The following is a 22357-nucleotide window of genomic DNA, read 5'->3' on the forward strand; positions in this document are numbered from 1 at the left end:
TATACCGAGTACCTGACGTCAATCAACGCCCGATGCCATAACGCAACGGCTCCCTCCGCCAAGGGCGGACGGGAGCCGGAAGGGCCGCCCGAAGAGGGCGGCAGGTCGCCTCGGGCGATACGTCAGTCCTGGGCGACCAGGGCCAGGGCGTCGTTCAGGGTCTTGCTGGGACGCATGACGGCACGGGCCAGCTCAGGGTCTGCATGGTAGTACCCCCCGATGTCCACCGGGTGCCCCTGCACACCGTTCAGCTCCTCGAGAATGATCGCCTCGTTGGCCGTCAGCGTCTCGGCCAGGCGGGTGAAGAGTCGCTTGAGTTCGGTATCCTCGTCCTGGGCGGCCAGCGCCTGGGCCCAATAGAGGGCGAGGTAGAAGTGGCTGCCGCGGTTGTCCAGCTCTCCCGCCTTGCGGGAGGGCGATCTGTTGTGCTCGAGGAACTCACCGGTGGCCTTGTCCAGCGCCTCGGCCAGCAGGGTCGCGCGGGCGTTGCCGAACCGCTTGGCGAGATGCTCCAGGGAGGCTCCCATGGCGAGGAACTCGCCGAGGCTGTCCCAGCGCAGGTGGTTCTCCTCGAGGAGCTGCTGGACGTGCTTGGGGGCTGAGCCGCCGGCCCCGGTCTCGAACATGCCGCCACCGGCCATCAGGGGCACGATGGAGAGCATCTTGGCGCTGGTGCCCAGCTCCAGGATCGGAAACAGGTCGGTGAGGTAGTCGCGCAGGATGTTGCCGGTCACCGAGATGGTGTCGAGGCCGCGGACCACGCGCTCGAGGGTGTAGCGCATCGCCCGGACCTGGGACATGATCTGGATGTCGAGCCCGTCGGTGTCGTGCTCCTCGAGGTAGGCCCTGACCTTCTTGATCAGTTCGTTCTCGTGCGGGCGGTAGGGGTCGAGCCAGAACACGGCCGGCATGCCGGAGTCGCGGCAGCGCTCCACCGCCAGCTTCACCCAGTCGCGGATCGGCGCATCCTTGACCTGGCACATCCGCCAGATATCGCCCTCCTCGACGGTCTGGGAGAGCAGCACCTCGCCGGTCTCCAGGTCGGTGATGTTGGCGACACCGTCCTCCGGGGCCTCGAAGGTCTTGTCGTGGGAGCCATACTCCTCGGCCTTCTGGGCCATCAGGCCGACGTTGGGCACGGTGCCCATGGTGGCCGGGTCGAAGGCACCATTCCATTTGCAGAAGTTGATCATCTCCTGGTAAATGCGCGCGAAGGTCGACTCCGGCATCACCGCCTTGACGTCCTTGAGGCGGCCGTCGGCGCCGTACATCTTGCCGCCGGCACGAATCATGGCGGGCATCGAGGCGTCCACGATCACATCGCTGGGCGAGTGAAAGTTGGTGATGCCGCGCGCCGAGTCCACCATGGCCAGTTCCGGCCGCTGGTCGTGGCAGGCGTGCAGGTCGCGGATGACCTCCTCGCGCTGGGTCTCGGGCAGCGTGTCGATCTTCTCGTACAGGTTCGCCATGCCGTTGTTGACGTCGACGCCCAACTCATCGAACAGCGCGCCGTGCTTCTCGAAGGCGTCCTTGTAGAAGATCTTCACGCAGTGGCCGAACACGATGGGGTGCGAGACCTTCATCATGGTCGCCTTGACGTGCAGGGAGAACATCACGCCGGTCTTGCGCGCATCCTCGATTTCCCGCTCGTAGAACTCGAGCAGTGCCTTCTTGCTCATGAACATGCTGTCGATGACCTCGCCTTCCTGCAGCGAGATATCGGGCTTGAGCACGTGTGCCTGGCCGCTCTTGGTGATCAGTTCCATCTTCACCTTGCGGGCGCGATCCAGGGTCATCGACTTCTCGCCGTGGTAGAAGTCGCCGCCGTGCATGTGAGAGACGTGGCTGCGCGAGGCCTGGCTCCACTCGCCCATGTGATGCGGGTACTTTCGGGCATAGGCCTTGACGGCCTTGGGCGCACGGCGGTCGGAGTTCCCTTCACGCAGCACCGGGTTGACGGCACTCCCCCTGACCTTGTCGTAGCGGGCCCGGATGTCCGTCTCTTCGTCGCTCTTTGGCTCGTACGGGTAGTCCGGCAGGGGATAGCCCTGTCCCTGCAGTTCCTTTATGGCCTCATGAAGCTGCGGCATGGAAGCGCTGATGTTGGGCAGCTTGATGATGTTGGCTTCCGGCGTCTTGGCCAAGGCGCCCAGTTCGGCCAGGTGATCCTCGACACGCTGGTCCTTTGCCAGGTAGTCGGGAAACTGCGAGAGAATCCGTGCCGCCAGGGAGATGTCGCGAGTTTCCACGTCGATACCGGCAGCATCGGTGAAGGCGTCGATGATCGGTAACAGCGAGTGGGTCGCCAGCGCAGGCGCCTCGTCGGTAAAGGTGTAGATAATCTTCGGCGTGTGGGGCATGGGGCGTGGATCTCTCTGGTCACTGCGGTGGCATGGAAGGGGGTGCCATGCGCGGGCGCCCCGGCGGATGTGATAAGCCTATCAAGATTGTCGACAAGTGTCCCGCGCAGCTTACCCCCGCTGGGGGGGAGTGGTACACTCCGGGCTCCACTCAATAGACCAAAAGGGGAGTTCGCCATGGGGTTCAACAAGATCGTCGTTCCTGAGAGTGGCCAGAAGATCACCGCCAACGCCGACAACACCCTGAACGTGCCGAACAATCCGATCATCCCGTACATCGAGGGTGACGGCATCGGTGTCGACGTGACGCCGGCGATGATGATCGCCATCGATGCCGCCGTGCAGAAGGCCTACAACGGCGAGCGCAAGATCCACTGGATGGAAGTCTACGCCGGCGAGAAGGCCACGCACGTCTATGATGCCGACACCTGGATGCCGGAAGAGACCCTCGAAGCGGTCAAGGACTACGTGGTGTCCATCAAGGGCCCGCTGACCACGCCGGTGGGCGGTGGCATTCGTTCCCTGAACGTCGCCTTGCGCCAGAAGCTCGACCTCTACGTCTGCCAGCGCCCGGTGCGCTGGTTCGAGGGCGTGCCGAGCCCGGTCAAGAAGCCGGGTGACGTCGACATGGTGATCTTCCGCGAGAACTCCGAGGACATCTATGCCGGCATCGAGTGGAAGGCCGGCAGCCAGGAGGCCGACAAGGTCATCAAGTTCCTGCGCGAGGAGATGGGCGTCCAGAACATCCGCTTCCCCGAGAACTGCGGCATCGGCGTCAAGCCGGTCTCCGTCGAGGGCACCAAGCGGCTGGTGCGTCAGGCCCTGCAGTACACCATCGACAACGACCGCGAGTCACTGACCCTGGTGCACAAGGGCAACATCATGAAGTTCACCGAGGGGGCCTTCAAGGACTGGGGCTACGAGCTCGCCAAGGAGGAGTTCGGTGCCGAGCTGCTCGACGGCGGCCCGTGGATGACCATGAAGAACCCCAGGACCGGCAAGGAGATCGTCATCAAGGACGTCATCGCCGACGCGATGCTGCAGCAGATCCTGCTGCGTCCGGCCGAGTATGACGTCATCGCCACCCTGAACCTCAACGGCGACTACCTCTCCGACGCCCTGGCGGCCGAGGTGGGCGGCATCGGCATCGCGCCGGGCGCCAACATTTCCGACACGACCGCCATGTTCGAGGCCACCCACGGTACCGCGCCGAAGTACGCCGGCCAGGACAAGGTCAACCCGGGCTCGCTGATCCTCTCCGCGGAGATGATGCTGCGCCACATGGGCTGGGTCGAGGCGGCCGACCTGGTGCTCAAGGGCATGGAGAAGGCCATCTCCAAGGGCGAGGTCACCTATGACTTCCATCGCCTGATGGACGATGCCAAGCTTCTCAAGTGCTCCGAGTTCGGCCAGGCCGTCGCCGACAACATGTAAGTCGCGACGCCGGACCCGGGGCCCCCGTCCGCCACCCGGCGGATGGGGGCCCTTTGCGTTAAGGCGTCCTGGTATCGAACCCAGGCGGTGAACCCTGCCGGCGCGGTGGCGTCCAATCACGGTTGAGATGATGGACGGCCTCCGGCTTGTCGAGATGGATAGTGGCTCTTATGTTCAGTAGAGACGATGAGGTGGCGCGGCGAGTGACCACGGTGACCCCGGTGGGGGGCATGACACGGCCCCCGGGCCACGAGGAGGACGACGGCGATCTGGCGGTGCAGAATGCCGACCCGAAGGTGGCGCGTCCCCCCCTGTACAAGGTGGTGCTGCACAACGATGACTTCACTCCCATGGAGTTCGTGGTCGAGGTGCTGCAGACCTTCTTCCACATGGACAGCGAGACCGCGGTGCAGGTGATGCTGACCGTGCACACCCGGGGAAAGGCCACCTGTGGCGTCTTCACCCGCGACATCGCGGAAACCAAAAGCCATCAGGTCAATCAATATGCAAGAGAGTGTCAGCATCCGCTGCTGTGCGACATCGAGGCGGCTGACTGAGCGGCATGGTCGAAGAGGGACAGTGACGGTCCTGCGTTGAAGGGAGACTTGCAACGGCACCGTTTGTACCCGATGTTGATGATGCCGGACCATGAATGATCCGACACGAAGCCCTGGGCGGCGAGAAGGGGACTGCCATGCTGAGTAAAGAACTTGAACTGACCCTGAACACGGCCTTCACCGTGGCCCGCTCCAAGCGCCACGAGTTCATGACCGTGGAGCACCTGCTGCTGGCGCTGCTCGACAACGCCTCGGCGGCGGACGTGCTGCGTGCCTGCGGGGCCAACCTCGACAAGCTGCGGTCCGACCTGCAGGATTTCATCAATTCCACCACGCCGCTGATCCCCGAGGACCAGTCGGACCGGGAGACGCAGCCGACCCTGGGCTTCCAGCGCGTGCTCCAGCGTGCCGTCTTCCATGTCCAGTCCTCCGGCAAGAGCGAGGTCACCGGCGCCAACGTGCTGGTGGCGATCTTCTCCGAGCAGGAGAGCCAGGCGGTCTACTTCCTCAAGCAGCAGAACGTCGCGCGGGTCGATGCCGTCAACTACATCGCCCATGGTATCTCCAAGGTGGCCGGTCATGGCCAGAGCCAGTCGTCTCCCTCGCCGGAGGCCGAGGAGGCCGAGGAGGGCGGCGCCGAGACCGGCTCCAACCCGCTTACCAGCTATGCCACCAACCTCAACGAGCAGGCGCGGCTGGGCAAGATCGATCCGCTGATCGGCCGCGACCACGAGCTCGAGCGGGTGGTGCAGATCCTGGCCCGCCGGCGCAAGAACAACCCGCTGCTGGTCGGCGAGGCCGGCGTGGGCAAGACCGCCATCGCCGAGGGACTGGCCAAGCGCGTCGTCGAGGAGGACGTGCCCGACGTCATCAGCGATGCGGTGGTCTACTCCCTGGACATGGGTGCCCTGCTGGCCGGCACCAAGTATCGCGGCGACTTCGAGAAGCGGCTCAAGAACCTACTGGCCGAACTGCGCAAGCAGCCCAATGCGGTCCTCTTTATCGATGAGATTCACACCGTGATCGGCGCCGGCGCTGCCTCCGGGGGAGTGATGGACGCCTCCAACCTGCTCAAGCCGCTGCTCTCCTCGGGAGAGCTGCGCTGCATCGGCTCCACCACCTTCCAGGAGTACCGCGGCATCTTCGAGAAGGATCGCGCCCTGGCGCGCCGTTTCCAGAAGGTCGATGTCATGGCGCCCTCGGTGGAGGACACCACCCGCATCCTCAAGGGACTGCGCTCGCGCTTCGAGGAGCACCACCAGCTGAAGTACACCGATGCGGCCCTGGAGAGTGCCGCCCGGCTGTCGGACCGCTACATCAACGATCGCCACCTGCCCGACAAGGCCATCGACGTGATCGACGAGGCCGGCGCCCACCAGCGGTTACTGCCGCCGGAGGTGCGCGTGGACACCATCGACGTTGACCAGGTCGAGGCGGTGGTGGCCTCCATCGCGCGGATCCCGCCGAAGAGCGTCTCCAGCTCCGACCGAAAGCTGCTGGCCAACATCGATCGCGACCTGAAGATGCTGGTGTTCGGCCAGGACGAGGCGATCGACAGCCTTGCCGCGGCGATCAAGCTGTCGCGGGCCGGCCTCAAGTCGCCGGACAAGCCAGTGGGCAGCTTCCTGTTCGCCGGCCCGACCGGGGTGGGCAAGACCGAGGTGGCTCGGCAGCTGTCCCATATCATGGGCATCGAGCTGGTGCGTTTCGACATGTCGGAGTACATGGAGCGCCACACCGTGTCGCGGCTGATCGGCGCGCCTCCCGGCTACGTCGGCTATGACCAGGGAGGCCTGCTGACCGAGGCGATCACCAAGCAGCCCCATTGCGTGCTGCTGCTCGACGAGATCGAGAAGGCGCATCCCGAGGTCTTCAACCTGCTGCTGCAGGTCATGGACCACGGCCGCCTGACCGACAACAACGGCCGCGAGGCGGACTTCCGTCACGTGATCCTGATCATGACCTCCAACGCCGGGGTCGAGCAGGCCACGCGGCGCTCCATCGGCTTCCAGACCCAGGACCACTCCACGGACGCCATGGAGGTGATTCGCAAGACCTTCTCGCCGGAGTTCCGCAACCGCCTGGACGGCATCATCCAGTTCCATTCCCTGCCCACCTCGGTGGTGCGTAACGTGGTGGATAAGTTCCTGGTCGAGCTCCAGGCGCAGCTCGACGAGAAGCGGGTCCAGCTCGACGTGGACGAGGCCGCCCGGGACTGGCTTGCCGAGAAGGGCTACGACCCCGACATGGGGGCACGCCCGATGGCTCGCCTGATCCAGGAGAAGCTCAAGAAGCCGCTGGCCGAGCTGATCCTGTTTGGCGAGCTGGCCGAGCACGGCGGGGTGGTGCACGTCAGCGTGGAAGATGGCGAGCTCCACCTATCCACGGAGTCGGAACTGGCCGACGCCCCTTGACGGGGCTCGGGCACCCAGCGTCACACAGCGCCCTGTCTGCGGACGGGGCGTTGTTCGTTCAGGCCTTGCAGCGGGGGAGGCGGCGGACGCGGGGTGCGGCCGGCGCTCGAGTCTGGGGGCGGGGCGTTGTGGCGTGCCCGGCCGAGGCTCAGCGGGCGCGGTAGACGATGCGGCCCTTGGACAGGTCGTAGGGGGTCAGCTCGACCTTCACCTTGTCGCCGGTGAGGATGCGGATGTAGTGCTTGCGCATCTTGCCCGAGATATGGGCGGTAACCACGTGGCCGTTCTCCAGCTCGACGCGGAACATGGTGTTGGGAAGGGTATCGACCACGACGCCTTCCATTTCGATATGGTCTTCACGTGCCATATAGGCGGTTCCTCGCTGATGATGACGAAAGAAGGCGGCACGGTCTCACGGCCTCGCCGCCCGTGCCGACAGGATAGCGCGATATTGTGCCGCATGCCGCTCGTCAAGGCAAAGGAACCTGCCCACCGGTCACTCTTACATGGCAATCATGCGTCGCCAGTGGCGGCCGTCGAGCATCTCCAGCGGTCGGAAGGACTGCTTGTAGTTCATCTTGCGGCACTCACGTATCCAGTAGCCCAGATAGATGTGTGGCAAGCCCTGGTCCCGGGCCCGCTGGATCAGCGAGAGCACGGCGAAGGTGCCCAGCGAGCGACGCTCCAGTTCCGGCGCGGGATCGAAGAAGGTGTAGATGGCCGAGAGGCCGTGCTCGAGCTGATCGAAGGCCGAGACGGCCACCAGCCGGCCGTCGAGGCGGAACTCCAGCAGCCGGGCATAGGTCTGGTCGAGGGTCAGGAAGGTACGGTACTGCTCGTGACTCGGTGGATACATGTCGCCGTCGGCGTGACGGGTCCGGACGTAGTGGGCATAAAGCGCATAGTGTTCGGCATCGAAGAGGGCGGGGCGCACGTGCAGCGTCAGGTCGGCATTGCGGTGGGCCAGCTTGCGCTGGGTGCGATTCGGCGCGAACTCGGCCACCGGGATACGTACCGAGATGCAGGCGTTGCAGGCATCGCAGTGTGGGCGATAGAGGTGACGGCCGCTGCGGCGGAAGCCGAGCAGGGCCAGGGCATCGTAGACGCCCTGGCCCGGCGACTCCTGAGGGTCGAGGAACAGGGTGGTCGCCTCGCGGCCTTCCAGGTAGCTGCAGGCATGGGGCACGGTCAGGAAGAAACGCAGGTCCCTGACCGGCTGCCGGGGGGCATTGCTGCTCAAGGCTGCCATCTCCTCTGAATCGGTGGCCCGGTCATGCAAGGGTGTCGATCGCATCGAAGGACCAGGTCGGTGCCAAGGCGCCGTCGACCGTCTCCCGGCAGTCACTGCCGGCATCGCCCAGCCACTGTTCAAGATAGCCGATGAACTCGCTCCGGGCGATGTCCCTGGCCCCCAGGCTGGCCAGGTGGCCGGTGTGCATCTGGCAGTCGATCAGCCGGCCACCCCCGGCGGCCATGGCGCGAGCGAGATGCACCAGTGCCACCTTCGAGGCATCCGCCTGACGGGAGAACATTGATTCGCCGAAGAACACCGGCCCCATGGCCACCCCGTAGAGGCCGCCCACCAGCTCGCCTGCGCGCCAGACCTCCACCGAACGGGCGGCGCCCAGCCGGTGCAGGCGCCCATAGGCCGCCCGCATCTCGGCGGTGATCCAGGTGCCGGGCTGGCCGTCGCGGGGGGCCGCGCATGCCGCCACCACCCGTTCGAAGACGGTGTCGGCGGTGACCCGGAACCCGCCGTTGCGCAGCCGCTTGGTGAGGCTGCGCCGCACCCGAATCTCGTCCGGAAACAACACCATGCGCGGGTCCGGGCTCCACCACAGGACCGGCTGGTCATTGCTGAACCACGGGAAGATGCCGCGGCGATAGGCGGCCAGCAGCCATTCCGGGGTCAGGGCCCCGCCGGCGGCCAGCAGGCCGTCGGGGTCGCGCAGGGCAGACGCGACGGGCGGGAAGCCCACGGGGCGGTCAGGGAGCCAGGGGAGCATGGGCAGCGTCTTCCTCGTTGACGACCCGCCCAGTCTGCCGTGCGGCGGGGTGGGGCTCAAGGCATGCAGGCCCCTGTGATGGTGAGCACTTGCTCGGTATGATTGAGCTCAGTGAAATCCAGAAGACGCCATGTTGGCGCAAGGGGGATGGCCGCTTGAGTGTCAAGAAGAGGACCTCGTCACGTCGGGTGACGGCGGCGAATGCCAGGGAGACGGCGAAGCGCTTCGGCCTGCGGCTGCAGGGGTCGGCGCGCGAGGGCGTGGTGATCCTGCTGCTGGCCGCCTGTGTGTTCCTGCTGCTGGCGCTCTACAGCTTCCGCGCCCAGGATCCCGGCTGGTCGCGCAGCGGCCCCGAGACCGAGGTCGCCAACTGGATGGGGCCCATCGGGGCCTGGCTCGCCGATGTGCTCTACTCGCTGTTCGGTGTCAGTGCCCTGTGGTGGCCCGGCATGCTGGGGTTCGCCGCCTGGTGGCTGATCCGCTCGCGGCAGGTGCGCTTCGAGTGGGATGCCACTGCCCTGGCGGTGCGCTGCGGGGGGCTCGTGCTGCTGCTGCTGGGCTCCACCACCCTGGGGGCGCTGCACTTCTACCGCCCCGATGGCCCCTTGCCCTATTCCACGGGGGGCATCCTCGGCGAGGGGCTGGTCGGCGCCCTTATCCCCCTGGTGGGGACGGGCGGGACCGGTTTGCTCGCCGTAGCCGCCCTGCTCTGTGGCTTCCCCCTGTTCACCGGACTCTCCTGGCTGACGGTGATGGACGAACTGGGGCACCGCAGCCTGGTGTTGTGGCGCTGGGTGGCTGACCGTTTCGGCCTGGTGCGTGAACGACGCGCCGAACGGCGCGACCAGGCCCGGGAGGAAAGCGAGCCCTCGGTCGCCGAGGCCGATGAGCGAGGCGCCGACGAGGCCTCGCCCGGGGACGATCAACGGCCCCGCTGGTGGCAGCGTCTGGGGGGCGGTCGTCGTCGCGAGGCCGAACCGGTGCTGGCCGCTGACGGGGTCTCGCGCCGCGAACCCGGTTTCGGCAACGACGGCGAGACCGACATTCCCTGGGAAGTGCCCGAGCGCACGCCCTCGGCCAAGAAGCCCGAGGCGGCCTACACCGCCCGGGCCTCCCGTGAGGCCGTGGAGCCGCGGGTGGCAATCACCCCGCCGGGGGAGCAGCGGATGCCTGCCGCCTCGCCCCCCATCGAGGGGATGTCCGCTGACGCCAGGGTCCCCCAGGCCGCACCCGAGCCGACGCCGCAGGCTCGCCAAACCGTTCCTCCCGTGCCTGGCGAGACGTCGCGCGTCGGGCAGGAGGGTCGCGACAAGGACAGCGCACGCCGGGTCCCGGAGACGGTGCCCGAACCGGTGCTGCCCGATGACGACGAGGTGATGCCGGCCTGGCATGGCCCCGCCCTGCGCGCGGATCGTGACGAGGCCCGCCTCGGCGGGGCCGTCGAGGCCTCCTCCGGCGGCGCCAAGGGCGACGAGGAAGACGCTGCACCGCCCCCCGCCCGGGCCTCCTCGGGTGCCTCGCCGCACTCGCCTGCCCGTGAGGGGCGGCGCCGTGAGCCGGGTCTGGTCGACTGGCAGGACACCGACTGGGAGGAACCCGACGATGCGGGCGAGCCCCATCTGGCCTGGGAACCGGCGAGCGAAGACGCCATGGATGTCCGGGAGGCGGCGACCAGCCAGCGTGAGCCGGGGATTGCCCCGCCGGAGCCGGTGCCTGAGGCAGCGCCGCGGGTGGCAACCGCCGAGCAGGGGCGCGAGGCCGCCGACGAGCCCGAGGGGCCGGCACTGTGGACCGTGGAGCACCTGCAGAACCAACGCCCGGTGCTCGACCAGCTGCCCGAGCCCGATGGCGACCTGCCCAGCCTGCGGCTGCTGACGCCGCCACAGCCCCAGCAGCGTAACTACTCCGAGCAGCAGCTGGCCGAGATGGCCGAACTGCTCGAGACGCGGTTGCGCGAATACGGCGTCAAGGCCGAGGTGGTCGATACCTGGCCGGGCCCGGTGATCACCCGCTTCGAGATCAAGCCGGCGGCCGGCGTGAAGGTCTCCAAGATCAGTAACCTGGCCAAGGATCTGGCGCGCTCGCTGATGGTCAAGAGCGTGCGGGTGGTCGAGGTGATCCCCGGCCGACCGACCGTGGGCATCGAGATTCCCAATCCGCATCGCGCCATGATCCGTCTGCGCGAGGTGATCGACTCCGACCGCTACCAGCAGGAGGCCTCGGCGCTGACCCTGGCACTGGGCCAGGACATCGGCGGCGGCCCGGTGGTGGCCAACCTCGGCAAGATGCCCCACCTGCTGGTGGCCGGCACCACCGGCTCGGGCAAGTCGGTGGGGGTCAATGCCATGCTGATCTCCATGCTGCTCAAGGCGACACCCGACGAGCTGCGCATGATCATGGTCGACCCCAAGATGCTGGAGCTGTCCGTCTACGACGGCATCCCGCACCTGCTGGCGCCGGTGGTCACCGACATGAAGGAGGCCGCCAATGCGCTGCGCTGGTGCGTGGCCGAGATGGAGCGTCGCTACAAGCTGATGGCCTCCATGGGCGTGCGCAACATCGCCGGCTTCAACGGCAAGCTCGACGAGGCCGAGCGGGCCGGCGCCCAGGTGGCTGACCCGCTCTGGGAGCCCCAGCCCTGGGAGATGCACCAGTCGCCGCCGGTGCTCGAGAAGCTGCCCTATATCGTGGTGGTGATCGACGAGTTCGCCGACATGTTCATGATCGTCGGCAAGAAGGTCGAGGAGCTGATCGCGCGGCTGGCCCAGAAGGCCCGGGCCGCCGGCATCCACCTGATTCTCGCCACCCAGCGCCCCTCGGTGGACGTGGTCACCGGCCTGATCAAGGCCAACATCCCCACCCGCATGGCCTTCCAGGTCTCGTCCCGGGTCGACTCGCGCACTATCCTTGACCAGGGGGGCGCCGAGAACCTGCTCGGCCATGGCGACATGCTCTACCTGCCGGCCGGGTCGGGCATGCCGACCCGGGTACACGGTGCCTTCGTCGACGACGACGAGGTGCATCGGGTGGTCGAGGACTGGAAGCGGCGCGGCGAGCCGGAGTACATCGACGAGATCCTCTCCGGCGGCGTCTCCGCCGAGGCCCTCACCGGCCTGGAGGCCGAGGGCGGCGGTGATGACGACGCCGAGCAGGATGCCCTCTACGACGAGGCGGTGGCCTTCGTCACCGAGAGTCGTCGAGCCTCCATCTCGGCGGTGCAGCGCCGCTTCAAGATCGGCTACAACCGGGCCGCGCGGCTGGTCGAGTCCATGGAGATGGCCGGGGTGGTCTCCACCATGGGCACCAATGGTGCGCGTGAGGTGCTGGCCCCGCCGCCGGTGGGCGACTGACGCGTTGCAACCTTGCAGCAATGATGGAAGCCCCGGCCGGGATGCAACCCGCCGGGGTGTCCCGGGTCCGAGTGACAGGATGCCATGATGGACCCGTTCAGGGAGACAGAGACGATGACAGTGAAGAAGACTCTCGCCGCGTTGACCATGACGCTCGCCATGCCGATGTCGGCCCTCGCCAGCGAAGGCGCCGAGCGCCTGGCGGACATTCTCGAGCCGCTCGAGACCTACGTGGCGGACTTCGAGCAGCAGATCCTCGATGGCAGCGGCCAGCGCCTGCAGGAGGCCCGTGGCCGCATGTGGTTGTCGCGTCCCGGCAAGTTCCGCTGGGAAGTGGATGCCCCCTACGAACAGCTGGTGATCTCCGCCGGCGAGGAGGTCACCCTCTACGACCCGGACCTGGAGCAGGCGACCGTGCAGGCGCTGGACCAGCGGGTGACCCATACCCCGGCCCTGCTGCTCTCCGGCAGTGCCGACGAGCTGACCGGCAGCTATGACGTCACCCGTCGCCAGCAGGGTGGCAGCGAGACCTTCACCCTGGTGCCCAAGGATGGCGATACCCTGTTCGAGGAACTGCAGATGACCTTCCGCGGCGAGGCGCTGGACCTGCTGCAGATGACCGACAGCACCGGGCAGCGCACCGCCATCGAGTTCGACAACGTGCGCATGAACGAACCGCTGGACGACAGTCGCTTTACCTTCGAGATCCCCGAAGGCACCGACGTGATCCGGGATACGCAGTAAAGCGCCGAGCTGAAAGCGCCGAGCCGCCAAGCTGTTCGGTGGCGGGGGGGCAGGCGTTGAGGCAAGGAATGCGTGCCCCCGTCGGATGTCAGGTCCGGCGGGGGTTCTTTTTGGGGCTAGGTTATCCTGCTTGGCTGCTTGGCTGCTTGGCTGCTTGGCTGCTTGGCTGCTTGGCTGCTACGCGCCAGCGTCGTCCGCCTCGGCGTCGAGCTGCTCCCGCCAGGCCATGAGCTGGCCGTAGCGCTTCTCCTGGCCATATTCCGTGGGCGCATAGAAGTGCTGGCGAGGGACGGCGGATGGCCAGCAGTCATGGCTGCTGCCGGCCGGATAGCCGTGGGGCTCGTGGTGCGCATAGCGGTAGCCCTGGCCGTGACCCAGGGACGCCATCAGCTTGGTCGGGGCGTTGCGCAGGTAGCTCGGCACTTCCAGCTGTGGCTGGTCCGCCACGAAGGCCTTGGCGGCCTTCCAGGCCCGGTCGATGGCGTTGCTCTTGGGGGCCACCGCCAGGTGGATGGCGGCGTGGGCGATGGCGCGCTGGCCCTCGTAGTCCCCCAGGCGCAGGTAGGCGTCCCAGGCGGCCATCACCAGGGGCAGGGCACGCGGGTCGGCGTTGCCCACGTCTTCCGAGGCGATGGCCGCGAGGCGGCGGATCACGTCCAGCGGGTCGCCGCCGCCTTGCAGGAACCGGGCGATATAGAGCAGGGCGGCGTCCGGTCGCGAGGAGCGTACCGACTTGTGGATCGCCGAGAGCAGGTCGTAGAAGTGGTCGCCCTGCTTGTCGAAGGCGCTGGCCTGGTGGCCGATGACGTCTTCCAGTGCCTGGTGAGGCAGGCGCTCGCCGTCGCCCTCGGCCACCGTGAAGTCACAGGCGGTCTCCAGCAGGCCCAGGGCGCGGCGGGCATCGCCGGCGGCGGCTCGGGCCAGCAGCGCCAGCACCCCGTCGTCCACCTGGATCCGCCGGGCGCCCAGGCCACGCGCCTCGTCGTCCAGCGCTCGCTGCATCACCTCCACGAGCTCCTCCTCGGCGAGCGACTTCAGGACGTGCACCCGTGCCCGGGATAGAAGCGCCGAGTTGACCTCGAAGGAGGGATTCTCCGTGGTGGCGCCGATCAGCGTCAGCAGACCCGACTCCACGTGGGGCAGCAGGGCGTCCTGCTGGCTCTTGTTGAGGCGGTGGATCTCGTCGAGGAACAGCAGGGTGGGGCGATGGCGGGCCTGCATGTCCCGGGCCCGATCGACGGCGGCACGGATCTCCTTCACCCCGGCCATCACCGCCGAGAGGTGCTCCAGGTGGGCGCCGGACACCTCGGCGAGGATCTCGGCCAGGGTGGTCTTGCCGGTCCCCGGGGGGCCCCAGAGGATCATCGAGCGCACCACGCCGCTCTCGGCCATGCGCGCCAGCGGCTTGCCAGGGCCGACCAGCGCCTGCTGCCCCACATAGTCCTCGAGCCTGCGCGGGCGCATGCGGTAGGCGAGCGGCGCGGCATCGTCGGGGGTGTTGCCCTGGAATAGATCCATTTCTGACTCCTTGGCTCGCGACTGCTAGAGTGGATGTGTCGTCGCAGGCAATACGACCTTGGGCGACAGGCGGAATTCCCCCCGAGGGGCTAGCTTGAGACAGGTCGGCCTTGCCGGGGGCCATGGCTCGGTGAACCCGACCTGCCGCGGCGAATCCAAGATAGACAGCCTTCTGTACCACATCGCCACAGAGGAGACTCCCGTCATGCCCATGCTGAAGCAGTTGCGTCAGGATCATGCCAACATGGCGCGCATGTTGCACGTCCTGCAGCTCAAGCAGAAGTCCCTGGCGTGCGGCGAGCGTCCCAACTTCCAGCTGGTCCGGGAGGTCGTCGATTACATCCTCGACTATCAGGAAGGCTTCACCCAGCCTCTCGAGAAGGTCTGTACCGAGCGCCTCAAGGAACTGGATCCCTCCAGCGCCGAGGTCACCGAGCGCCTGTCCCGGGACTATCGGGCGCTGCAGTCCCGGCTAAAGCGGCTGTCCAACGACCTCGATATGATCCTGATGGATGCCGTGGTGCCCATGGATCGCTTCGCCGAGGACCTCAAGGCCTATCTGGAGAGTCACCGTGCCTACCTGCGTGACGAGCGTGAGCTGCTGTTCCCGCTGATCCGTGAGAACTTCAACGACCAGGATCTCGAGGCCCTCGCGGCGGCGCTCCCCGAGGGCGCCCAGGCGCAGCTCGAGCGGCTGCAGGAGGCCTACCCCGAGCTCTACGCCGAGCTGAGAGATGCCCCCGAGCCGATGACCTGACCGCATAGGGCCGGCGTTTCGGCTCGACCCCGGGTCTGGGGTAGAATGGCCGGCATTCTCAGCGGCCAATTGTTCGTCATGCCCAACCTGTCCCTCTTCGCCCTGCCATCGTCCTGCTCGCGTCACCCGGCCCTGCGGCGTCGGGGGTCAGGGTGATGGCCGGTCCGATCCTGGTCTTCGATTCCGGCGTCGGCGGGCTGTCGGTGGTCCAGGCGCTGCGCCGGCGCCTGCCCGAGGCCGCCCTGGCCTATGCCTGCGACAATGCCATGCTGCCCTATGGCCAGCGCGAGGACGCCTGGCTGGTGCCGCGCATCCGGGCCGTCTGCGAGGCCGCCGTGGCGGCCAGCGGCTGCAGCGCCCTGGTGGTGGCCTGCAATACCGCCAGCACCCTGGCGCTTGACGCCCTGCGCACGTGCCTGGCGATTCCCGTGGTCGGCACCGTGCCCGCCATCAAGCCGGCGGCTCAGATGAGCCGGACGCGCCATCTCGGGCTGCTGGCGACCAGTGCCACGGTATCACGGCCCTACACCCGGCAGCTGATCCAGGATTTCGCCGCCGACTGCAGGGTGACCCGGGTCGCCGCGGACGCCCTGGTCACCGAGGCGGAGCGCCTGGTGGCCGGGGAGCTTCCCGACCGGGCGACCCTGCGCCAGGCCCTGTCCCCGCTGTGGAAGGATCCGGAACTGGATACCGTGGTGCTCGGCTGCACCCACTTCCCGCTGCTGGCCTCGTGGCTGGTCGAGGAGGCGCCGCGGCAGGTGACCTGGATCGACTCCGGCGAGGCCATCGCCCGGCGGGTGGCCCAGGTGGTGACGGCTCTCGCCCCTCGCCAGGGCAGCGAGCCGAGTTTCATCACCGCCCCCGACGAACGCCTGGGCAGGGGACTGGCCACCTTCGGCTTCGCCCCGCCGAGGCTGCTGCATCCCGCCTGAGCCGAGCGAGTGTCGGCATCACCGTAACCCCCTCAATCTTGCCATCTTCATCCCAGGAGCCGCCGTGGCCATTCCCGTCGTCGACCCCGCCCGCTATGACCAGCAGCTCGAGGCCAAGCGCGAGCGCATCACCCGTGACTTCGCCCGCTTCGCGCCGCCGATGCTCGAGGTGTTTCCCTCGCCGCCGAGTCACTATCGCCAGCGCTGCGAATTCCGCCTCTGGCACGAGGGGGATGACCTCTTCTATGCCATGTTCGAGGTGGACCCCGAGGATCCGAAACGCAAGACGGTGATCCGCCTGGACGACTACCCGGTGGCCAGCCGGCAGATCAACGACCTCATGCCGCGGCTGCTCGATGCCATCCGCGACAACGACCTGCTGCGCCGCCGGCTGTTCCAGATCGAGTTCCTCACCACCCTCTCCGGCGAGGCGCTGGTCACCCTGATCTACCATCGCCGGCTCGACGAGGCCTGGGAGGCCGAGGCCCGGGCCCTCCAGCAGGCACTGGGCATCATGGTCATCGGCCGCGCCCGCAAGCAGCGGCTGGTGCTGGCACGTGACCATGTGTGGGAGCACCTGGCGGTGGACGGCGACGACCTGGTCTACCAGCAGGTGGAGAACAGCTTCACCCAGCCCAATGCCGAGATCTGCCGCGCGATGCTGGCCTGGGCCCGGGATGTCACCCGCGGCAGCCAGGACGGTGACCTGGTGGAGCTCTACTGCGGCAACGGCAACTTCACCGTGGCGCTGGCCGGCAACTTCCGGCGGGTACTGGCCACCGAGATCTCGCGCACCTCGGTGGCCAGTGCCCGGGTCAATCTGGAGGCCAACGGCATCGGCAACGCCGAGGTCGGCCGCATGTCCGCCGAGGAGTTCTCCCAGGCCCTGCAGGGCGAGAAGGGTGGGCGTCGGGTGACCGAGATGGCCCTCGACGACTACGCGTTCTCCACGGTGCTGGTCGACCCGCCCCGGGCGGGGCTTGATGAGGAAAGCTGCCGGCAGCTCAGCGACTATGCGCGTATCGTCTATATTTCATGCAACCCCGAGACCCTGGCCGACAACCTAGAGACGCTGACCCGCACCCACGACGTCCGGCGTTTCGCGCTCTTCGACCAGTTTCCCTGGACGCACCACTGTGAATGCGGGGTCCTGCTGGAGCGACGTGACTGAGGGGTACGGACCGACGTGGCCGGCTCGATGTCAAGCGGCGATGCGCAACCGACATGCTCCATGAGCGAAGGGGCATGTGGCTGGGGTGGGCTCGGGAAGTGACGTAAGCTGGAAGGCGATGCGGCCAGGAGGCCGCCACGTCAAGTTCTCCCGGCCGCCTTCGGCGGCCGCAGGCAGCCGAGGTGATGGATGCAACACGTCGCACACGAGGAGACCCGCCAGGATCTGCTCAAGCAACTCGAGGAGCGGCTGCAAGGCCGTCTGGACGAGGACAAGGCCGCCCAGGTCGGGGCCTTCGCCCGCCACTTCTATGCCACGGTACCGCTCGATGACCTGGCCGACCGCCGTCTCGACGACATCTATGGCGCCACCCTCTCCGTGTGGCACTTCCTGCAGCAGTTCGATCCTGCCGACCCCAAGGTGCGGGTGTTCAATCCCGACTTCGAGCAGCATGGCTGGCAGTCCACCCACACCTTCATCGCCGTGCTCCATGAGGACATGCCCTTCCTGGTCGACTCGGTACGCATCGAGCTCAACCGACGCGGCATGACCGTCCATGCCATCCACAATGCGGTGCTGGCGACGGAGCGCGATGGCCAGCACCGGCTCATGCGGGTCACCCCGACGCGGCAGGCCGACGCCCCGCAGGGCCGGGAATCGCTGATCGCCATCGAGGTCGACCGCCATTCGGACCCGACGCTGCTCGAGGACATCGAGGCGAGCCTGCAGGAGGTGCTGCGCGACGTGCGCACCGCGGTGGCCGACTTCGAGCCGATGCGCGAGCAGGCCCGGGCGGCCGTCGCCGAGCTCAAGGCCTCGCGCCCGGAGCAGATCGATGCCGCCGACCATGAGGAGGCCATCACCTTCCTCGAGTGGCTGCTGCATGACAACTTCACCTTCCTGGGTTACGACGAGTATGTCGTCCACGAAGCCGAGGGGCGGCAGCGCCTCGATCGGGTCGACGAGAGCAAGCTGGGCGTGTTCCGCCTCGACCAGCCCCGTTACCAGGAGCGTATCCGCACCGACCAGGGTGTCGAGGGGGACCACTACGTGCTGGTCCCCCAACTGCTCTCGTTCGCCAAGAGCGCCCACCATGCGCGCATCCATCGCCCGACCTATCCCGACTACATCTCGATCGACCGCTATGATGACCAGGGGCGGGTCATCGGCGAGCGGCGCTTCCTCGGTCTTTACACCGCCACCGTCTACAACGAGTCGCCGCGCAACGTGCCGATCCTGCGCCGCAAGATCAAGACGGTGATGGACAAGTCCGGCTTCAATCCCAAGGGCCACAACGGCAAGCACCTGCTGCATATCCTCGAGGTCTATCCCCGCGATGATCTCTTCCAGATCGATACCGACGAGCTGACCCAGACGGCCCTGGGCATCCTCGACATGCGCGAGCGGCGTCGGGTGCGGCTGTTCATCCGCGAGGACCGCTCCGGCAAGTTCTACTCCTGCCTGGCCTTCGTGCCGCGCGACGTCTTCTCCACCGAGCTGCGTCTGCGCATCCAGGACATGCTCTGCGAGGAGCTCGACGCCACCTTCGGCGACTTCAACACCTACCTCTCTGAGTCGGTGCTGGCCCGCATCCAGTTCATCCTGCGCTTCACGGGGGATCAGCCGGCGGACTACGACCTGCGGCGGCTGGAAGCCAAGCTGGCGACGCTGGCCCGCAACTGGCGCGACGACCTCCAGGGCGCCGCCATCGAGGGGTTCGGCGAGGAGCAGGCCAACCTGCTGATGGACCGCTTCCGCGATGCCTTCCCCGCCAGCTATCGCGACGACTTCTCTGCACGCACCGCGGTCTACGATCTGCAGCACATCAGCGAACTGGATGATGGCTGTCCGCTGGCGCTCTCCCTCTACCGACTGGTCGAGGAGGAGGGCAGCGGGGTCAACCTCAAGCTGTTCCACCGTGACCAGCCCATCCCGCTCTCCGACGTGTTGCCAATGATGGAGAACCTGGGTCTCAGGGTGATCGGCGAGCGCCCCTACGAGCTGGAGGCGCGGGATGCCAGCTACTGGATCCACGACTTCGACCTGGAGCACCACACCAGTACCGAGGTAAACCTGCAGGAGATGCGCGGGCCTTTCGTCGAGGCCTTCCAGCGTATCTGGAACGGGGACGCCGACAACGACCCCTTCAACCGGCTGATCATCGGCGCCAACCTGGACTGGCGCGAGGTGGCCATGCTGCGGGGCTATGCCCGCTACCTCAAGCAGATCCGCTTTGGTGTCTCCCAGGGCTACATGGCCACCACCCTGGTCAACCATCCGGAGATCACTCGCGAGTTGGTGACGCTCTTCGAGCTGCGCTTCGATCCGGCCGAACGTCCGCCGGAAGGCGAGATCGAGGCCTGCACGACACGCATCATCCGTCTGCTCGACGATGTCGCCAGCCTCAACGATGACCAGCTGCTGCGCCGCTTCATGGAGCTGATCCAGGCAACCCAGCGCACCAACTACTACCAGAAGAGTGACGATGGCCGTCACAAGGACTACATGTCCTTCAAGATGGAGCCTTCCCGGGTCACCGGCATGCCCAAGCCGCGGCCGGCCTACGAGATCTTCGTCTGCTCGCCGCGCCTGGAAGGGGTGCACCTGCGCGGTGGCAAGGTCGCGCGGGGCGGGTTGCGCTGGTCCGACCGCTTCGAGGACTTCCGTACCGAGGTGCTCGGCCTGGTCAAGGCGCAGCAGGTCAAGAACGCGGTGATCGTGCCGGTGGGTGCCAAGGGCGGCTTCATCTGCAAGCGCCTTCCCGAGGGCGGGGACCGCGACGCCATCCAGCAGGAGGGCATTGCCTGCTACAAGACCTTCATCCGCGCCCTGCTCGACGTCACTGACAACCGCGTGGGGGGCGAGATCGTGCCGCCTCGGGATGTGGTGCGCCACGACGACGACGACGCCTACCTGGTGGTGGCCGCCGACAAGGGCACCGCGACCTTCTCCGACATCGCCAACGAGATCTCGGCCGAGTACGGCCACTGGCTGGGCGATGCCTTCGCCTCGGGCGGGGCCAACGGCTACGACCACAAGAAGATGGGCATCACCGCCAAGGGCGCCTGGGAATCGGTCAAGCGCCACTTCCGCGGCCTGGGGCTGAACACCCAGCAGGACGAGTTCACGGTGCTCGGCATCGGTGACATGGCGGGCGACGTTTTCGGCAACGGCATGCTGCTCTCCGACAGGATCCGCCTGGTGGGAGCCTTCAACCACCTGCATATCTTCGTCGACCCGACCCCGGACGTGGCGGCGAGCTTCGCCGAGCGCCAGCGTCTGTTCGCCCTGCCGCGCTCCAGCTGGGAGGACTACAACGCCGAGCTGATCTCCGAGGGCGGCGGGGTGTTCAAGCGCTCGGCCAAGACCGTCCCCATCTCCAAGCAGATGAAGGCGCTGTTCGGCATAAAGGAGGACAAGCTCGCCCCTAACGAGCTGATCCGCGCCATGCTCAAGTCACGGGTCGACCTGCTGTGGAACGGCGGCATCGGCACCTACGTCAAGAGCAGTGAGGAGACCGACGCCCAGGTGGGGGACAAGGCCAACGACGGCCTGCGCATCGATGGCCGCGAGCTGCAGTGTCGCGTCATCGGCGAGGGCGGCAACCTCGGCCTCACCCAGCGCGGGCGCATGGAAGCGGCCGCCCAGGGCGTACGGGTCACCACCGACTTCATTGACAATGCCGGCGGGGTCAACTGCTCCGACCATGAGGTCAACATCAAGATCCTCATCGACGAGGTAGTCAAGCGTGGCGACATGACCGAGAAGCAGCGCAACCAGCTGCTCGCCGACATGACCGGCGAGGTCTCGGACCTGGTGCTGCTGGACAACTATCGCCAGACCCAGGCGCTGGATCTCGCCGAGCTCCTCTCCCGGCAGGGCATCGGGCCCTTCCGGCGCTTCATCAGTGAGCTGGAGGCCGCCGGCCAGATCGACCGCGAGCTGGAGTTCCTGCCCGACGACGAGGTGCTCAAGGAGCGCGCCGCCAACGAGCAGGGGATGTTGCTGCCGGAGCTTTCGGTGCTGATTTCCTACGCCAAGAGCGTGCTCAAGGGCGACCTGATCGTCTCGGACGTGCCCGACGACCCGACCATCGTCAAGTTCGTCGAGCGGATCTTTCCCGGGGTGCTGGTCGAGCGCTACAAGGAGGAGATGTACGACCACCGCCTGAAGCGCGAGATCGTCGCCACCCAGGTGGCCAACGACCTAGTCGACCACATGGGCATCGTCTTCGTGCGCCGGCTGATCGACTCCACCGGCGCCGACCGTGCCACCATCGCCCGCTCCTATGTGGTGGCGCGCGACAGCTTCCAGTTGCCGCGCCTGTGGGAGCAGATCGAGGCGCTGGACAACCGGGTGCCGAGCGCGGTGCAGTACGCCATGATGCTCGACCTAATGCGCATGCTGCGTCGTGCCACCCGCTGGTTCCTGCGCAACCGTACCGGCATGAGCACGCGGGATGCCATCGACTTCTTCGCCCCGCGGCTGGCTCAGCTGCAGGAGAACATCGGCAAGCGCCTGCGCGGCGAGGAGCACGAGGCCTGGGAGTCCCGCCGCAACGAGCTCACGGAGGCCGGCGTGCCGGAGGCCCTGGCCTCTACCGTGGCAGCCGCCGGTAGCCTCTACGCGGCACTCGGCATCATCCAGGCGGCCCGCCAGACCAACGAGAAGCCCCAGCGTGTCGCCGAAGTGTACTACGAGATCGGCGATCGCCTGGAACTGCCGTGGATGATCCAGCAGATCACCGATCTCAAGGTGCGCGACAGCTGGCAGGCCCAGGCCCGCGAGACCTTCCGCGATGACATCGATCGCCAGCAGCTGGCGCTGACCACCAGCGTGCTGGGCATGGAAGGCGGCCCGCGCGACGCCGTGGAGCGGGTGGAGCAATGGCTCTCGCTCCACCAGGGCATGCACCGGCGCTGGTGCCGCCTGCTCGAGGAGGTGAGCAGCGGCAGCCATGGCGGTTTCCCGCTCTTCGCGGTGGCCGTGCGTGAGCTGGTCGACCTGGCCGAGAGCAATCGCGAGACCTGACCGATCCGCCGTGCACATGGCCGTAAACACGATCCCCCGCCATCGGCGGGGGATCGTGTTTATGGTGGCTTGGGTGAGACAGC

14 protein-coding genes are annotated in these 22357 nt (G+C 67.1%); 9 read left to right on the forward strand and 5 right to left on the reverse strand.

The window, feature by feature from the left end; translation table 11 throughout:
* Window positions 1-122 precede the first annotated feature (122 nt).
* A complete protein-coding gene (locus tag QLQ83_RS18850; RefSeq protein WP_282737027.1) occupies window positions 123-2360 on the reverse strand; it encodes an NADP-dependent isocitrate dehydrogenase in 2238 nt (745 codons plus the stop codon).
* A gap of 177 nt (window positions 2361-2537) precedes the next feature.
* Here QLQ83_RS18850 and icd point away from each other — a divergent pair, with 177 nt between their 5' ends.
* The 3 genes from icd to clpA all read left to right on the forward strand — a co-directional run bounded on the left by icd (window position 2538) and on the right by clpA (window position 6765).
* Window positions 2538-3794, forward strand: a complete 1257-nt coding sequence (gene icd, locus QLQ83_RS18855) for an NADP-dependent isocitrate dehydrogenase (protein WP_282737028.1) — start codon at window positions 2538-2540, stop codon at window positions 3792-3794.
* Window positions 3795-4024: 230 nt separating this feature from the next.
* Window positions 4025-4351, forward strand: coding sequence for an ATP-dependent Clp protease adapter ClpS (clpS, locus tag QLQ83_RS18860; RefSeq protein ID WP_282737073.1), 327 nt, complete (start codon window positions 4025-4027; stop codon window positions 4349-4351).
* 137 nt (window positions 4352-4488) lie between these two features.
* The gene (gene clpA, locus QLQ83_RS18865) at window positions 4489-6765 is read left to right on the forward strand and encodes an ATP-dependent Clp protease ATP-binding subunit ClpA (RefSeq protein ID WP_282737074.1); all 2277 of its coding nucleotides are present in this window, start codon (window positions 4489-4491) and stop codon (window positions 6763-6765) included.
* 148 nt (window positions 6766-6913) lie between these two features.
* On the opposite strand, the gene infA is transcribed toward clpA, so the two are convergent.
* The 3 genes from infA to aat all read right to left on the reverse strand — a co-directional run bounded on the left by infA (window position 6914) and on the right by aat (window position 8771).
* A complete protein-coding gene (gene infA, locus QLQ83_RS18870) occupies window positions 6914-7132 on the reverse strand; it encodes a translation initiation factor IF-1 (protein ID WP_040185975.1) in 219 nt (72 codons plus the stop codon).
* A gap of 135 nt (window positions 7133-7267) precedes the next feature.
* Window positions 7268-8005 carry an arginyltransferase gene (locus tag QLQ83_RS18875; protein ID WP_282737029.1) on the reverse strand — a complete coding sequence of 246 codons (738 nt, stop codon included), beginning with the start codon at window positions 8003-8005 and terminating at the stop codon, window positions 7268-7270.
* 31 nt (window positions 8006-8036) lie between these two features.
* Entirely contained in the window at window positions 8037-8771 is a 735-nt protein-coding gene (aat, locus tag QLQ83_RS18880; protein WP_282737030.1) for a leucyl/phenylalanyl-tRNA--protein transferase, read from the reverse strand.
* A gap of 155 nt (window positions 8772-8926) precedes the next feature.
* Here aat and QLQ83_RS18885 point away from each other — a divergent pair, with 155 nt between their 5' ends.
* Window positions 8927-12121 (forward strand): DNA translocase FtsK, encoded by a 3195-nt coding sequence (locus QLQ83_RS18885; protein ID WP_282737031.1) that lies wholly within the window; start codon window positions 8927-8929, stop codon window positions 12119-12121.
* A 114-nt stretch (window positions 12122-12235) separates the two neighbouring features.
* Complete coding sequence (lolA, locus tag QLQ83_RS18890; protein ID WP_282737032.1) at window positions 12236-12865, forward strand: outer membrane lipoprotein chaperone LolA; 630 nt, start codon at window positions 12236-12238, stop codon at window positions 12863-12865.
* Between the two features lie 177 nt (window positions 12866-13042).
* Here lolA and QLQ83_RS18895 read toward each other — a convergent pair whose 3' ends face one another.
* Complete coding sequence (locus tag QLQ83_RS18895; RefSeq protein WP_282737033.1) at window positions 13043-14383, reverse strand: replication-associated recombination protein A; 1341 nt, start codon at window positions 14381-14383, stop codon at window positions 13043-13045.
* Between the two features lie 211 nt (window positions 14384-14594).
* On the opposite strand from QLQ83_RS18895, the gene QLQ83_RS18900 reads away from it, so the two are divergent.
* The 4 genes from QLQ83_RS18900 (at window position 14595) to QLQ83_RS18915 (ending at window position 22274) form a co-directional block, all read left to right on the forward strand.
* Window positions 14595-15140 (forward strand): hemerythrin domain-containing protein, encoded by a 546-nt coding sequence (locus QLQ83_RS18900; protein WP_282737075.1) that lies wholly within the window; start codon window positions 14595-14597, stop codon window positions 15138-15140.
* A gap of 155 nt (window positions 15141-15295) precedes the next feature.
* The gene (gene murI / locus QLQ83_RS18905; protein WP_282737034.1) at window positions 15296-16072 is read left to right on the forward strand and encodes a glutamate racemase; all 777 of its coding nucleotides are present in this window, start codon (window positions 15296-15298) and stop codon (window positions 16070-16072) included.
* A 64-nt stretch (window positions 16073-16136) separates the two neighbouring features.
* A complete protein-coding gene (gene trmA / locus QLQ83_RS18910; protein ID WP_282737035.1) occupies window positions 16137-17243 on the forward strand; it encodes a tRNA (uridine(54)-C5)-methyltransferase TrmA in 1107 nt (368 codons plus the stop codon).
* A gap of 189 nt (window positions 17244-17432) precedes the next feature.
* A complete protein-coding gene (locus QLQ83_RS18915) occupies window positions 17433-22274 on the forward strand; it encodes an NAD-glutamate dehydrogenase (protein ID WP_282737036.1) in 4842 nt (1613 codons plus the stop codon).
* Window positions 22275-22357: the final 83 nt, after the last annotated feature.

Origin of the sequence: Halomonas rhizosphaerae (assembly GCF_030010555.1) — a bacterium.
GTDB classification, from domain to species: domain Bacteria; phylum Pseudomonadota; class Gammaproteobacteria; order Pseudomonadales; family Halomonadaceae; genus Halomonas; species Halomonas rhizosphaerae.